A 16,641-nucleotide genomic window follows, 5' to 3' on the forward strand; every position below is an offset into this window, starting at 1 on the left:
GGGTCTTTTTCCCCTGTAAAAAACAGGAAGTAACATAAGAGACATCAAGCCTGCAGATGGTAGTTTTGAAATGAATTAAAAGCGTAAGCCGAAAAGCAAAAGAGTAGGCGTTATTTTAAAAATATAAAAAATGGAAACAACTTTCTTTTTGATAATGGGATGGTGCGGTACAGGTTATCCGGGATGGTTAAGGGATTTATTAAAAAAATGGCCGCCACCTCCACCGGATCCGGAACCATGGCGTCATATCAGTCTTATTGTTTTAGGACTGGTGGCTGGATTAATAGGCGGGCATTTCTTTAGCAATGCTATTGTAGAAAATCAGTTTTTTGCAGGCCAGCGTGCGATTGCTGCCGGATTGTTTGCTTTCGGAGTATCGAATATGGCGACCGGAATCGCTTCCTCACTAAAACGTTAAAAAAAATGCCCCGGCTAATAGGGATAGCGTCGGGGCAATTTTTTACAATTTATTTTTAAAGGTGCATGTGAGGGTTTTTGCCACGAATTGCACGAATTTTCACGAATTAACTATTTGCTTATTGCAAATAATTGAGCCGTTTTAATAATTATTTTAAACCTTTATTCCGATAGCTATGGGAGTGGTTATTTAAAAAAAAATTAAAAATTCGTGAGAATTCGTGCAATTCGTGGCAAAAAAAAACGCCCGTGTTTATCGGGCGCTTTCAACAATAAAAATATATTTTTAGTTTTTCTCAATCCATTTTCTGGCATTGACAAAAGCTTCATGCCAAGGGGAAACCTCGTCGTTTCTGTCTTTCGGGTAGTGTGCCCAGTTCCATTGGAACGTTGAACGCTCGATATGAGGCATCATCACCAAATGTCTTCCGGTTTTGTCACACATCATGGCGGTGTTGTAATCAGAACCATTTGGGTTTGCCGGATACCCTTCGTAAGCGTATTTAGAAACAATGTTGTAGTTTTCTTCGGCTAAAGGCAAATTGAATTTTCCTTCTCCGTGAGAAACCCAAACTCCTAAAGTACTTCCGGCCAATGTTGATAACATCACCGAATTGTTCTCCTGAACTTTTACAGAAGTAAAGATACTTTCGTGTTTCTGGCTTTCGTTATGCAATAATTTTCCGTGTACTTCATGCTCCGGATTGATTACTTCCAATTCCATAAACAACTGGCAGCCGTTACAGATTCCCACAGATAACGTGTCTTCTCTTTTGAAGAAATTATCCAAAGCTGTTTTTGCTTTTTCGTTGTATAAGAAAGCTCCGGCCCAGCCTTTGGCAGAACCTAAAACGTCTGAATTGGAGAATCCTCCCACAGCACCGATAAACTGAATGTCTTCTAAAGTTTCACGACCTGAAATCAAATCGGTCATGTGAACGTCTTTTACATCAAATCCTGCTAAGTACATGGCGTTTGCCATTTCACGCTCGGAATTACTTCCTTTTTCACGAATAATAGCGGCCTTAGGTTTTGGTTTCGAAGCGTCGATTATTGGTTTTTTTCCTGTAAAATGTGCCGGGAAAGTATAGTTTAAAACCTGATTTTTATAATTTTCAAAACGGGCCTGAGCTCTTCCGTTTTTAGATTGTTTCTGGTCTAATAAGTAAGAAGTTTCGAACCAAATGTCTCTGTACTTCGCAATATCCAAATTATAAATTCCAAATTCCAAACTTGGCGTACTTTGCACGGAACCAATTTTGAAGAATTCGATATTGTTTCCTTTTAATTTAGCTTCAACAGCTGCATCTGATTTGGCCTGAAAAACAATTCCGATGTTTTCGGCAAAAAGGATTTTCAACAAATCTTTTTCCGCGAAAGCAGAAAAATCAATTTTAGCACCCAGATTTACATCCGCGAAACACATTTCTAATAAAGTAGTGATTAAACCACCACTTCCGATATCGTGTCCTGCCAGGATCTGATCGTCTAAAATTAATTCCTGAATCGTGTTGAATGCCGTTTTAAAGAATGAAGCGTCTTTTATGGTAGACGTTTCTTTTCCGATCGTATTTCTGATTTGTGCAAAAGAGGAACCTCCTAATTTGAAAGCATCCTGAGACAAATTGATATAATAAATAGAATCTCCGTTTTTCTGTAAAACAGGTTCTACTACTTTTTTGATATCGATACAGTTTCCTCCCGCAGAAATAATAACCGTTCCCGGCGCGATTACTTCGTCGTTTGGATATTTTTGTTTCATCGAAAGTGAATCTTTTCCGGTTGGAATGTTGATTCCCAATTCGATTGCAAATTCAGAACAGCCTTCAACGGCAGCGTACAAACGGGCATCTTCTCCTTCGTTTTTACAGGCCCACATCCAGTTGGCTGATAATGAAATTCCTTTTATTCCGTCTTTAATCGGAGCCCATACAATGTTGGATAACGATTCGGCAATAGCATTTCGGCTTCCTGCCACCGGATCAATCAAAGCAGCGATAGGAGCGTGGCCGATAGAAGTAGCGATTCCTTCTTTTCCTAAATAATCCAAAGCCATTACACCCACATTGTTCAATGGCAATTGTAACGGTCCTGCATTTTGTTGTTTGGCTACTTTTCCTCCTACGCAACGGTCTACTTTATTCGTCAGCCAGTCTTTTGAACCCACTGCTTCTAAACGTAAAACGTCTTTTAAATAACTTTCGAAATCATTCGCTGTATACGAAACATCAGCATATTTTCTGTCGATTGTTTTATCGGTCATGATCGTTTTAGGAGAACTTCCGAAGAAATCTTCCAATGCATAATCCATCGGTTTTGAACCATTTGATTTGGATTCGAAAGTAAAACGGTGGTCTCCCGTTACATCTCCAACCTGATACATTGGCGAACGCTCTCTGTCGGCAATTCGTTGTAAAATGTCAATATCTTTCTGACCGATTACCAGTCCCATTCTTTCCTGAGACTCGTTTCCGATAATTTCTTTTGCAGAAAGTGTCGGGTCTCCAACCGGTAATTTATCCAAATCGATTAATCCTCCGGTTTCTTCCACCAATTCCGAAAGACAGTTTAGGTGTCCACCTGCACCGTGATCGTGAATCGAAACAATTGGGTTATGATCGCTTTCCACCAAACCACGAATGGCGTTAGCCGCACGTTTTTGCATTTCCGGATTTGAACGCTGGATTGCGTTTAACTCAATTCCTGAACCAAAAGCTCCGGTATCTGCAGAAGAAACTGCAGCACCACCCATTCCGATTCTATAATTTTCTCCACCCAGAATAACGATTTTGTCGCCTTCCTGTGGTTTCTTTTTGATCGATTGATCCAGTTTTCCGTAACCAATTCCGCCCGCCTGCATGATTACTTTATCGTAACCAATTTTGCGGTCGTTTTCCTGGTGTTCGAAAGTTAAAACCGAACCTGTAATTAACGGTTGCCCGAATTTATTTCCAAAATCAGAAGCCCCGTTGGAAGCTTTGATTAAAATGTCCATTGGCGTCTGGTACAGCCATTTTCTTTCTTCAACTGCATTCTCCCATTTTCTGTCATCCTGAGCGGAATCAGATTTTAAACGGGAATACGAAGTCATATAAACTGCAGTTCCTGCCAATGGCAAAGAACCCTGACCACCTGCTAAACGGTCACGGATTTCTCCTCCCGAGCCTGTTGCGGCTCCGTTGAAAGGTTCAACTGTTGTTGGGAAATTGTGTGTTTCTGCTTTTAATGAAATAACGGAATCAAATTCCTTTACTTCATAAAAGTCCGGTTTGTCAGCTGATTTTGGTGCAAACTGCTGCACTTTTGGTCCTTTTACAAAAGCAACGTTGTCTTTGTAAGCAGAAACAATATCGTTAGGGTTTTCCTGTGATGTTTTCTTGATTAATTTGAATAAAGAAGTTTCTTTTTCTTCACCGTCAATGACAAAAGTTCCGTTGAAGATCTTGTGGCGACAGTGTTCTGAATTGGCTTGTGAAAAAGCAAAAATCTCAGAATCGGTTAGTTTTCTTCCCAGTTTTGCTGCAAGATTGTCTAAGTAATCTACTTCTTCCTGGCTTAAAGCCAAACCTTCTACTTTATTGTAAGTGGCAATATCATCGATTTCCAGAATAGGTTCCGGCTGTACGTTGATCGTAAAAATTTCCTGATCCAGCTGGCTGAATTTTTGAGAAAGCATTGGATCAAAATCAGTAAAATCTTCCGTTGCCGGATGAAATTCTTCAATTCTGATGATGCCCGGAATACCCATATTCTGAGTAATCTCTACAGCATTTGTACTCCAGGGTGTGATCATCGTGGCGCGGGGACCAACAAAAAAATCCGACAGCGCGGATTTTTCGATCTTATTGGAGTTGGCAAAAAGCCAGTTTAGTTTTGAAATGTCTTGAGCCGAAATTTCGTTTTGCGTTTGTACTGCAAAAACAGTTTTGCTTTGGTTTTCAAAGAAATGGATCATTTTGTGTAGTTTGTTGTATTGAGGTGCAAATTTAGTGTAAATAAATAGTAAGCGCAAATTTGAAAACGAAGTCTTTTTAAAAAAAATGCAACTGCTTTTTTTTGACCATATAAGTGTTCAAAGGTTCAAAGGGACAAAGGGACAAAGGGACAAAGGGACAAAGGGACAAAGGGACAAAGGGACAAAGGTACAAAGGGACAAAGGTGCAAAGGGGACAAAGTTTGAATTTAAGCGTGGCAAATAAAAAACTTTGCGGCTTTGCGACTTTGCGTGCAAAATTGACGCTATTTTTTTGACCATGTAAGTGATGTAAGTTCATTTAAGAAGTTAGATTGTGTTTTGTTTTTTAATCTCCCGCAGATCTTGCAGATTACGCAGATACAAGGATTAGTAAAAGATTTCACAGATTTATAATAGTGCAACCAAATAAATCTGCTCCATCTGCAAAATCTGCGGGAAAATTAAATTTTATATTTAGCTTTTATGGAAGGTTTTCTATCTATCTTGATTGAATAGCGTCCAGCTAAAGCTGGAGGCAATTGAAAAAAAATATTTTAATCTGAGGCTAAGAAAAAGCTTTGCTTCGCCAGTTCTCTATCGCTCGGGTTGCAGATTGAGCAGATACAGGGATTAGTAAAAGACTGAGCGGACATATAGTAGAAATAAATCTGCTCAATCTGCCAAATCTGCGGGAACCTAAAACAAAAAAAAGCGGCAATTTGCCGCTTTTAGTTCATGAGAATCTAATTTTAAAATTAGTTGATGATGATTTTTTTATAGACTGTTTTTTCATCCTTCGTGATGACAACAATGTATATTCCTTTGGCCAGATGACTTACTCCTATTTCAGGATTGGTAATGTTTTGTTTTTCAAAAACTTTTTGTCCGGAAAATGAAACGATTTCAATGGAATAAGGAGCGTCTGAATTAGTATAACCGATATTAAAGTTTCCATTGGAAGGATTCGGATAAATTACAATTTCATCAGAACCGGAAGTTTCTTCTTCTTTAACTGCAATGGCTGTTTTGCTGGCTAAGTTATTGCAGGTATCTGTTGTATACGAATCCCATTGTGAACTTAAATTGAAAGTTGTGGAAGGAGAAGTTACCGTCGATTTTCTTCTTAAGGTAACATCTACGGCAAAGTTTGCAGTTCCGCCATTGAAAGTTCCGATGATGTCGATCAAAACGCCATTTTTGAATAAACCTACAGCGTCATTTCCGTTAAACATTAACTCCGTTCCGCTTGTCGAAATATTGGCTGCGCTTGTAGAAAAACAAGCCGAAGAAATAGAACTGTTTACAATTACAAATTTACTTCCTGTCGTTAAAGTTCCGCTCAGGGCCAAACCGGTACTCCAGGCACCTGCACCATTCGTTTGTTTTTTTACCGTATAGGCTGATAAATTAACAGAACTTCCGGTATTGTTGGCAATTTCCAGTGCTTTATTATTTCCGGAACCTTCAATATATTCAGAGAAAAGCAAATCGGTTGCAGTTCCGCCGGTTCCGCTGCTGTTGGTAGTAACGGCTATCGTACTGCTTGAAGCAGAAGTATTTCCTGCTGCATCTTTGGCTTTTACATAAATAGAATAACTTGTAGAAGCGGTTAAACCCGTAATAGTTGCCGTTAAACCTGAAACAGTTGTTTTCAGAACGCTATTGGCATAAACATCATAACCTGTCACAGCAACATTGTCTGTAGAAGCATTCCAGGAAAGTGTAATAGATGTTGAAGTTTTTGTTGTTGAGGCTAAACTTGTAGGAGCAGTTGGTGCCGTAGTATCTCCGGTAGGAGCAGTACCTCCCCAGATTTGATTTATATATTCCGGATGATCGATATACGGATTCCTGTTGTTCTGACGGGCATAAATAGCATTGTTTCTGGCAATTTCTCTCGCACTTACCGGATCTTGTGCATTCCACGCCAAAAGAACGTTTAAGAAAGCAGTTGTAAATACTTTATTGCTGGAACCGTCAAACATGGCGTAGGAGTAGCCCGCAACTGTATTCTCATAACGGGTTGCAAAATAGAAATACATTCGGGCAATATCGCCTTTGAAAGCATTTACAGGCTCGAAAACAGTTCCTGAATATCCAGATACGGCACTTGAACCTAATTTGCTTCCGTTTTGAGAAGTATAAGTTGCTGAACTTACCGTTCCATGCGGGTAATTAGAACGTATCCCGTTTACTTTTCCATCGGTTGGTGTAATGAAATGGGCATCGGCAACCATTGGGGATTGTTCGTTAAAAACAGATTGAGGAATGATATGTTCTCTGTTGTAACAATCGCCTTCTACGGAATAATTGCCACATCTTTGGGTACTTCCTGTAGTATAGTTGTAAGGATCTGTTCCGGACGGATTTTCAGAATACATGTCTAACACCGTTCCGTCATTTTCGTAGAAATTATCAACATCAGAAGTTTGGTAAGTGGTATACAATCCTGCATATCCGTTATCGGTATGACCTTTAATGATGTTGTATAATTGTGTTTTTAAAGTGTAACCGGTTCCGGTAGCAGTGCTGTAATAACCGGATGGGATTTGCGCAAAACCCGCAATAGTAAAGACCAGTAATAGAAACGAAGAGTAGATTTTTTTCATAAAATTTGTTTAGTGTTTGGTTGGTAATAAATTGATTAATAGTGTTTTAATTTATTGTTGTACCAAATCTACTACTTTTATGAATACGCTGGGTTAAGGAATGATTATTTTTAGATATATTTTCTTACGGTTGTTTTTTTTTCCATATAAGTGTTCAAAGGTTCAGAGGTTCAGAGGGACAAAGGTTCAGAGGGACAAAGGTTCAGAGGTGCAAAGGGACAAAGGTGCAAAGGTTCAAAGTTTGAACTTAATCCTTACAAATAAAAAACTTTGCGACTTTGCGTCTTTGCGAGCAAACTTTGACGCAAACTTAAATGTACTTACATCACTTATATGGTAAAAAGCGTCATGTTTACGCTTACAGTAAATCTTTATTTTGGAAAGTCAGCACTCTGGTAAGCGCCCAAATCCGGTGGAGAAGTTCTGGTAGTTCCTAAAATGTCCAGCGGAATTGCATACGCCTGATTTCCTTTCGCAAAAGCGGCAGACGTTTTATCAATATTGAACTTGTTTTGAGACACGTTATAAAACTTTGGATTTTCATTCAGAATGATGTTGGTGTAATGAACCGCATCATCCTTAAACTGATAATCGGGATTTTTGCTGGTACTGCTGAATTTCAACAAACAATTATTCAGTTGATAGACAAATTGTGCATTGGTCCCTTTGTCCAGATTAAATTCATTGGTACTGGAACCATAAATAATACAATTGTTAAACGCAGCCTGAGTCAGGTCTTTCGTTTCCGGAGTTGCTCCGGACAGACGGTTGCTTAAGTTAACGGCAAAATGGTCGCTACTTGGCCAGTTGTTATAAAAGGTAGCATGCGTAAAGCTATAATCTCCGCCATAAACACAGGATAAAGATGCCAAACCGGAATAATTAATGACAATATTCTCGGCTTTGATTCGTGCATGCTGTGCTAAAATGCCATATTGGGAACAGTTGTAAATCTGTGTGTTTTTAAGCTGAACCGTTGTGGCGTCCTGATTTCTGATCGATAAGCCAACGGTTGCATTTTTTAGTGTCAGGTGATTGATGGTATGATTGGTACTTCCGTCCGCCAGAATAATGGAGCCCCATTGTCCCGGAATATCCGAGTAAAGCGATTCCAAACGATCGCCTTCAAAAACCACTTCGTTTTCTAATTTTTCAGTTGTTGAGACCGCTCCGTTAATGTGCAGGGAAGCATTTTTGTCTACAAAAAGCCCTGAATTAGCATGAAAAAACACTTTGGAACCGGCTTCGAAAGTAACCGTTTTATTTTCCGGAACTCCCGCATACCCGTAAATGACATACGGCTTTTTGTTCGTAAAAAGGAGCTCATTTCCGTTTGCTGCATCATTTTCATCCAGATAAAAACCATCCACAGCTTTGCCATCGATCTGAATTTTTTCCTTGCTTCCGTCAGGATTTTGTTTTGGAAATAAAAAAACCGCATCCTGAATTAGGGTGACCAAAGCCACTTTTTGAAGATTAGCGCCGCTGTCAAACTGAATTTCGTCGGTATATAAAAAATCAGTCGGATCAGCATCTGTGATATCTGCCGTTGTTTCTATAAAAATGTACAAACTGTCTTTGGCTAAAAGAGTAACATTATTGAAGATTTTGCCATTGTTTCCGTTCGTTCCGTCTACCGTCATTCGATATTTGGAACTTAGCCCTTTTTTAAGCTGAATAACCGGTATCGAAATATCGTCTTTACTTTTGTTGTACACTTTAAGCTGGTAAGTAGCGGAACCGATGTTTTTAAAAACCGTATCCAGATAAACCGTATCTTTTGAAAACTTTAAATTTCCGGAACTGGCAACGGTATCAAAATCCGTTCGACAGGAACTAACAGCTAAAAGTAAACCGAGAATAAAAAGAGTAAAGTAATGACGCATCTGAATATGTTTGTTTTTTTGCCACAGATTAAAAGGATTTAAATGATTTTGCACTCAAAATAATAAAATTTTTAATCTGTGATAATCTGTGGAATCTGTGGAATCTGTGGCAAAAAAAATAATTTTCAGCCAAAGACGACTATTGATTGTTTGTGTAAAAATAACAAAAAACTGACAGGTTCGAAGATCATTTTAATAATACAATTGTATTTTATAATTTGTATCTCTTCTTTTCTTTAATTTTACGGCTTTAAATTCCATTTTAATGAATTATACGAAAGAACAAATATTAGAGCGTTGCAATCAGTTTGCTAAAAACACCCTGATGGAAACGCTGAAAATAGAATATATAGATGCCGGCGAAGATTTTCTGACGGCTAAAATGCCTGTAAATCCAGCCGTTCACCAACCGATGGGACTGTTACACGGAGGCGCTTCAGTCGCTTTGGCAGAAAGCGTTGGAAGTGCAGCTTCCTTTTTCTTTATAGACCCAAAAGAACAGGAAGTCCGGGGTATCGAGATTTCTGCCAATCACCTGAAAAGTATTCGCGAAGGTTATGTTTTCGGAACCGCACGCATCATTCATAAAGGAAGAAGCATCCATCTTTGGGAAATTAAAATTACCGATGAAGAAGGCAATCTGATTTCACTTTGCAAATTGACGAATATGGTTTTAGATAGAAAGAAAAGCTAATCGAATCATGAATAATTTCTTTTCAAAAATAAAACTACATAAAGAGCAAAATTTACCCTTTGTACTTTATTCCAAACCCAATTCCACTAAAATGATTGGGCTTTTGCAACAAAATAATGTTTTGCATACCGTTTCTGATTTTACCGAAAAAGGATTTGTATTTGCTTCTTTTGATGAAAAGCAACTGATCCTGATTCCGGAAAACGAATCTGAAATCATTACTGCTGAACAGGAAAATATTGAGTTCAGTCCGGTTGAAAGGAACGATGCAGATTTTGATCCGGTTGCTAAAAAAAAGTATGAAGACTTAGTGGACAAAGGAATTCAGGCGATTAAAAACGAAGAATTCAAAAAAGTGGTATTGTCGCGAAGCGAAAGTGTTGATGTAACCGATTTCGATTTTGTGGCGACTTTCCAGCAATTGATTCAATTGTATCCGACGACTTTTAGTTATTGCTTTTTTCATCCCGAAATCGGTTTTTGGATGGGGGCAACGCCCGAACAATTATTAAAAGCAAATGGAAATGTATTTGAAACCACTGCTTTGGCCGGAACCCAGAAAGCTGAATCGGAAGTTGAAATTTCCTGGCAGCAAAAAGAAAAAGACGAGCAGCAATATGTAACCGATTTTATTGTGAAAAGACTTCGCGAAGTGGCGCTATCAGTTCAGGTAACGGAGCCTTACAGTATCAAAGCGGGATCGATATGGCATATTAAAACTGATATTTCGGGTGTTTTAAATGATAATTCAACTTTGGAAGAAGTAATTGACACTTTACATCCAACGCCGGCCGTTTGCGGCTTACCTAAAAAGAAAGCAAAAACCTTTATCATTGAAAACGAGAGCTATGACCGGACTTTTTACACGGGTTTTTTAGGGGAACTAAACAGCAGTCTGGCATCAAACGCGGTAAGCTCGGATTTATTTGTAAATTTACGAAGCATGCAGCTTCAGGAAAATAAAGCTATTTTGTACATGGGCTGCGGCATCACCAAAGAAAGTATTCCTGAGAAAGAGTGGGAGGAAAGCGTCAATAAGTCGATGACAATGAAAAGAGTTTTGAGGAAGTGAAAATAAAATAGTCTCAGTTTCCAGTCTCAGTCGCAGTTTACAGTCGCAGTGGGTACTGGGACTGAAAACTGCGACTCAAAACCTGAAACCTGAAACCTGAAACAAAAAAAAACAAACAAACAAAATGAAATTAGATATACTAGCCTTTGGCGCACACCCGGACGATGTAGAATTAGGTTGTGCCGGAACCATTTTAAAAGAAGTATCACTGGGTAAAAAAGTCGGTATTGTAGATTTAACACGTGGCGAACTGGGTACACGCGGTACGGCTGAAACCAGAGATGAGGAGGCCGCTGCTGCCGCGAAAATATTAGGAGTTGTGGTTCGCGAGAATCTGGCCATGCGTGACGGCTTTTTTGTAAATGATGAAAAACATCAGCTGGAAGTCATTAAGATGATCCGAAAGTACAAACCTGAAATTGTTTTGTGCAATGCCATTGAAGATCGCCATATTGATCACGGGAAAGGAAGTAAATTGGTTTCCGATGCCTGCTTTTTATCAGGACTGATTAAAATTGAAACTTCAATTGACGGCCTGAATCAGGAAGCCTGGCGACCTAAAGTGGTCTATCACTATATTCAGTGGAAAAACATTGAACCGGATTTCGTAGTAGACATCACCGGCTTTGAAGAGAAAAAAATAGAAGCGATCCTGGCGTATAAAACACAATTTTATGACGCCAGCTCCAAAGAGCCTGCCACACCCATTACAAGCAAAAACTTTCTCGAAAGCTTAAATTATCGTGCGCAGGACTTAGGAAGGCTTATTGGGAAAGATTTTGCGGAAGGATTTACTGTTGAAAGGTGTTTGGCAGTCAATAGCTTAGAAAATTTGATGTAATTTTTTCAAATTTTTCTTTGTAGAAGTAAACCTTTGTTGTATATTTGCAACCGCAAAGAAAAATGGTGGTTGTAGCTCAGCTGGTTAGAGTATTGGTTTGTGGTGCCGAGGGTCGCCGGTTCGAACCCGGTCAGCCACCCAGAAATTTAAAGCCTTGAAGAAATTCAGGGCTTTTTTTGTGCCAAAAAATTAAAAATCCAAATTCCAAATCTGAAACTTCAATTCTGAACTTCGAAATTCCAAACTCGAAATACGAAATTTCAAATTCCAATGTTTTCAATAGATTGGATCACTATTTTTTGTGTCATTTCGACCGAAGGGAGAAATCGCACTCGTATTCCACAGAAACTGGCAATTTTAGCTACAGGGTTTCTGGTGTGATTTACTTCGTCTGTTCAATATCGCTCGGCTATACGTCGAAATTGACAAGATTTTACCCCCGCAAAATTGGAATTTTACTTTTCTTGGACACAAAAAAAACACAACGTTTAAGAGTTGTGCTTTAGTTGGTTTATTATATTTGGTTGTTGTATTATCTTATTTCCTCAAAAGTGGTTCCCTGCTTGATATCTCCGGTAGAAAAACCTTTTTTAAACCAGTACATTCTTTGTTCAGAGGTACCATGTGTAAAAGAATCAGGAACTACTTGTCCGCTCATTTTACTTTGAATAGCATCATCTCCAACGGCATTTGCAGCACTTAAGGCTTCTTCGATATCACCAGATTCAATATATTGCTGGTTGTCATGAGCCCATACTCCTGCATAAAAATCGGCTTGCAATTCCAGTGCAACCGAAAGTTTATTCGCTTCGGCTTCGCTTTTACCTTCCTGGTCCTGACGCATTTTTTCCGAGGTTCCCAATAAAGTCTGAACGTGATGGCCAATTTCGTGCGCTATAACGTATGCAATGGCAAAGTCACCACCCTTAGCACCAAATTTATTTTTTAGTTCCTCAAAGAAGCCTAAATCCATATATACTTTTTGGTCTCCAGGGCAATAAAATGGACCGGATGCAGATGAAGCTCCACCGCATGCAGTTTGTTCAGAGCCTTTAAAAAGTACTAATTTAGGTTTTTTATACGTAATCCCGTGTTCTTCAAACTTTTTAGTCCACGTATCTTCTGTTTTTGCTAGCACAGACCTAACAAAATGCCCCATTTCTTCATCTTCTTTACTCAACGGAACTGCCGCTTCGGTTTGAGTACCTTGTGAACCTTGCATTTGTTCTAAAATTGGGGTAATCATCTTTGCATTTTCACCTCCAAAAATATTCACTAGTAAAATAATAATTCCGATAATTCCTCCTCCTACGATTGTTTTTCCTCCTGAGGACATTCCTCTCCTATCTTCGACATTATCACTTTCTCTTGTTCCTTTCCACTTCATAGTATATTGTTTTAATGGTAGTTGTAATTTTAGTTCTACGAATTTAGAGTTTTTTTTGAAAATAGAGTTACACCACGGGATTAACTTTTTTCTACTTTATCCACTTCGATAAGGCCTCTTCGACCGTACCGCGAATAATAGGTTTTGAGATGTAATCGTTCATTCCTGCAGATAAACATTTGTTTCGTTCGTCTTTTTCTGCACCGGCGGTAACTGCAATTATCGGAATGCTTTTTCCTGTTAATGTGTTTCTAATAGCTCTTGTGGCTTCATAACCATTCATAATAGGCATTTGAATGTCCATAAAGACGAGATCCGGACTAATATTTTCGATTTGATTTACTGCTTCATAACCATTCTCACATTCATAAATAATCGTATTGAGATTCAGGTTTTTTAAGATTGTTTTGAGCAACAGCATGTTTACTTTGTTGTCTTCTACAATCAGGATGCTTAATTTTTTTTGACTGGAATAGTAGTTCAGGTCAAATTCCTCATTAATCGTTTTGGATACTATTTTGTACTTTTCATTGATACTTTTGTGACTGATATTTAAATTCAGGTCAAAGTAGAAATTACTTCCTTCGTCTATTTTGCTTTTAAGCTGTAAACGGCTTTCCATCAAAGCCAGGAGCTGATTAGATATGGTAAGTCCAAGACCGGTTCCTCCAAATTTTCTTGTTGTCGAGCTGTCTTCCTGAGAAAAAGCCTTGAATATTTTATTCTGGTTTTTTTCGAGTATGCCTATTCCGGTATCAACCACCGAGAATCGAATGATGTAATTTTCCTCTGATTTTTGCTCAATAACAGAAACATTTAGTTTTATACTGCCTTCATTTGTAAACTTAATGGCATTGGATAAAAGATTGATCAGAATTTGTTTTAAACGTACAATATCGGTCCAGATGTATTTCGGGACATTCGGATCAACGTTCAGTTCCAGTTGAAGGTTTTTTTGGTTGGATTCATAAACGATCAGGTCGAATATTTGTCCCAGTATTTTCTGAATATCGTAGAGGTCTATAAAAAGCTCCAGTTTTCCTGCCTCGATTTTAGAGAAATCGAGTATATCGTTGATGATTTCCAATAAAGAATGTGCCGATTGATTGATGGTAGTCATGTACTTTTCCTGAATTTCTTCAAGATTGGTTTTCATCAGTAAATGTGTAAATCCGATAATACCATTTAAAGGGGTACGGATTTCATGAGACATATTGGCTAAGAAATCAGATTTCGATTTATTTGCTGCTTCTGCCAGTTCTTTGGCTTTTATGGCGTCTTCGCTTTCTTTGATTTTGGCCTGGTTTCTGTTTCGGTCCAAAGCCGATGAAATATTGTTAGCCAGTGTCTGAAAAATGTAGATTTCGTCATCTGTCCATTTCCTTTCTTTGGTACAGTCATCAAAACCGATAAAACCCGAGAAGTTATTGTTGGCATACAGCGGTAAAATCAAAATGGATTTGATTTCATTGCGAACCAGTAAATTTTTAAAAAAAGTATCTTCGAGGTTTTGTGTTAAAGTACTTAGCACTTTTTTACTCTGAGAATGCTCAATTATTTCTTTTAAATTTTCTTCTGTAAAATGTTGTAATTCTGTTATTTGATGTTTTACGCCGTCTCTGGACCATTTGTATTGCTGGCTAATGGTCTGGGTTTCAAAATCTTTTTCGTAATAAAAAATATGATCGACATTCGAGGCTTCCCCTATGATTTCGTATGTCTCTTCAAACATTTTATGTGTGCTTTTGCTCATTAAAAACTTCTCTGTACAAAGCGCCAGTGCAGAAAGTAATTCACTTTTCAGTTCCAGTTTTTTCTCCGCTTTAAGCCGCATTTGGGATGAAATTGCCAGCGATATCACATCCGATATGGTTCTGGCATAATTAATATCTTCATTGTCCCATTCTCTTTTTTCTTCGGTGCTTTCAAAACAGGCGACCCCGGCCAGTTGTCCGTTCAGGAAAATAGGCACGTCCAGCATGGATTTTATTTTATTCTGGGTAAAATAAACTTCTTTAAATTCAGAGGTTTCTAACTTATTGAAGACATCCGGGGCATTTATAATGGCTTTGTTTTTTAAGGTTTCAAAGTAAATCGGATACGATTCCTTGTCGAGAATGTTTTTATCATTTAAAGTCTGATTGTCCCAGCTAAACAGGTTCTTACAGGTTATAATGTCATTGGAGTATCTCCAGAAACTCACCCTGTTTGTTTTGGATACTGTTGCGGCTTCCTGAATAATATAATCAATTACAGTTTGGAAATTACTGTAGTTCCGAAAATCTGTTGTTGATAATTTTTTGGTGGAGTTGTTGTAAGATTCGATTTTTTCGAGACGTCTTTTTTTCTCGTTTTCGATGTCCTTTATTTCTGTAATATCCCGTGCAATACCCGCAAAACCTATAGTCTGGCCCAGATCATTTTTACGAATAATTACTTTTTGGGAGATCCATAATTCTTCGCCGTTTTTCTTTAAAACAGGAATTTCAATTGTAGGATAATTGATTTCATTCTGCTCTAAATTTTCGTAAAAATCAACAGCATTTTTTATATAATCTTCATGAATGAAATTGGAATAATGCTGCATGATAATTTCGTTCTCAGAATAGCCCAAAATAGAAAATCCAAATTCATTTACAAAAGTAAAATAGCCATTGACATTGATTTCAAATATAATATCCGTAGCAGTCTGAATCAGGTTTTTGTACTGATCCTGAACAATGATCTGCTCCGTAACATCCTGGCCGATACTAATAATCAGATCTTCGGAAAATTTTTTGTCTTTCCATTGAATGTATTTGTACTCTCCATTTTTATTTTTTAATTTCTGGATGTACAGTTTATCATCAATTTGCCTTTTATTGTGTTTTTCCTGTATGAATTCCTGATCTTCAGTAAGTTTCCAGAACTTCATAGCCATAACTTCATCCGGCAGATACCCTAAAATAGAGGTAATAGTCTCACTGCAGAATAGTATTTCACCCTTCTGATTGGTTGCAATGGTGAGGGAATTTCCTTTATGAACAATTTCATTTGTAAATCTGAAATTATCGCGACTGTTTAATAAAACAGCATATTTTACCTGATTGATAATGAAAATCAGAATCGAAAAATTAATCAGTAAGATGGAGGACTTTAAGGGAATTAAACGAAAAACGATTGTTATAATCTGAAATGTTAAAGCCAACGCAACAAAAAGCCAGTAAATTTTGATTGGCTTTAAAATATTATAAGCAAAGAAAAATGAAATTAAGAAAACAATAATTGGTACAACATCATTAGTAAGGTAAATAATATTGAAGGCCACATAGGAAATATAAATAAAGAAAGAGAAGATAAAAATAGGCTGAATCTTATCTTTCAGTACTTTTATTTTATCGGTTACCAAATAAACCAGCAGCACAAAAAAACCAATAGAGGCATTTGTGATCAGTAAACTTTTGGGTCTGATCTTAAAGATTTCATTGATAATTTCAATTACAATAATAGCGATCCCAAAGAATAAAATGTAGAGTTGGTATTCCCTGCTGGTAGTTTCGTCTTCTTTTCTTTTCTCAATGAAATATCCAATTTTAGCTTTAATCCTGAAAAATTGATAAACCAGTAAAGACACAAAACCTAATAAGGACAATCCTAAAATGATGATTTTAGGATTGTTATAAAAAATAATATCGGAGTTAAATACAAACCAGTTTAATCCGCCTGCTTTCAGGATATCACCAAAAATGGTAATTCCCGAAATCAGTGAATGAATACAACTATAGTTTTGTACCATAGTAT

Annotated in this window: 9 protein-coding genes and 1 tRNA gene; 5 read left to right on the plus strand and 5 right to left on the minus strand. The window is 37.7% G+C overall.

From position 1 onward, the window contains the following. The first annotated feature begins 130 nt into the window (after positions 1-130). Positions 131-418, plus strand: coding sequence for a hypothetical protein (locus tag GJU43_RS02475; protein WP_154339264.1), 288 nt, complete (start codon positions 131-133; stop codon positions 416-418). 285 nt (positions 419-703) lie between these two features. Here the strand turns inward: GJU43_RS02475 and purL are convergent, their stop codons facing one another. The 3 genes from purL to GJU43_RS02490 all read right to left on the minus strand — a co-directional run bounded on the left by purL (position 704) and on the right by GJU43_RS02490 (position 8,867). After that, the gene (gene purL / locus GJU43_RS02480) at positions 704-4,372 is read right to left on the minus strand and encodes a phosphoribosylformylglycinamidine synthase (RefSeq protein WP_154339265.1); all 3,669 of its coding nucleotides are present in this window, start codon (positions 4,370-4,372) and stop codon (positions 704-706) included. A gap of 755 nt (positions 4,373-5,127) precedes the next feature. Continuing rightward, a complete protein-coding gene (locus GJU43_RS02485) occupies positions 5,128-6,981 on the minus strand; it encodes an endonuclease (RefSeq protein ID WP_154339266.1) in 1,854 nt (617 codons plus the stop codon). A 371-nt stretch (positions 6,982-7,352) separates the two neighbouring features. Next, positions 7,353-8,867: a hypothetical protein gene (locus GJU43_RS02490; protein WP_154339333.1), complete on the minus strand. Its 1,515-nt coding sequence runs from the start codon at positions 8,865-8,867 to the stop codon at positions 7,353-7,355. Positions 8,868-9,132: 265 nt separating this feature from the next. Here GJU43_RS02490 and GJU43_RS02495 point away from each other — a divergent pair, with 265 nt between their 5' ends. The 4 genes from GJU43_RS02495 to GJU43_RS02510 all read left to right on the plus strand — a co-directional run bounded on the left by GJU43_RS02495 (position 9,133) and on the right by GJU43_RS02510 (position 11,613). Then, on the plus strand, positions 9,133-9,561 hold the full coding sequence (locus tag GJU43_RS02495) for a PaaI family thioesterase (protein WP_154339267.1): 429 nt from the start codon (positions 9,133-9,135) through the stop codon (positions 9,559-9,561). A gap of 7 nt (positions 9,562-9,568) precedes the next feature. Continuing rightward, positions 9,569-10,633, plus strand: coding sequence for a chorismate-binding protein (locus tag GJU43_RS02500; RefSeq protein WP_154339268.1), 1,065 nt, complete (start codon positions 9,569-9,571; stop codon positions 10,631-10,633). Between the two features lie 124 nt (positions 10,634-10,757). Beyond that, positions 10,758-11,474: a bacillithiol biosynthesis deacetylase BshB1 gene (bshB1, locus tag GJU43_RS02505; protein WP_154339269.1), complete on the plus strand. Its 717-nt coding sequence runs from the start codon at positions 10,758-10,760 to the stop codon at positions 11,472-11,474. A gap of 65 nt (positions 11,475-11,539) precedes the next feature. Further along, positions 11,540-11,613, plus strand: a tRNA-His gene (locus tag GJU43_RS02510). 393 nt (positions 11,614-12,006) lie between these two features. On the opposite strand, the gene GJU43_RS02515 is transcribed toward GJU43_RS02510, so the two are convergent. Together GJU43_RS02515 and GJU43_RS02520 are read right to left on the minus strand one after the other, a co-directional pair. Continuing rightward, a complete protein-coding gene (locus tag GJU43_RS02515; protein ID WP_154339270.1) occupies positions 12,007-12,861 on the minus strand; it encodes a neutral zinc metallopeptidase in 855 nt (284 codons plus the stop codon). A gap of 91 nt (positions 12,862-12,952) precedes the next feature. Further along, entirely contained in the window at positions 12,953-16,636 is a 3,684-nt protein-coding gene (locus GJU43_RS02520; RefSeq protein ID WP_154339271.1) for a response regulator, read from the minus strand. Between the last annotated feature and the right edge of the window lie 5 nt (positions 16,637-16,641).

The organism is Flavobacterium sp. LC2016-23 (assembly GCF_009674775.1).
Lineage (GTDB): Bacteria > Bacteroidota > Bacteroidia > Flavobacteriales > Flavobacteriaceae > Flavobacterium.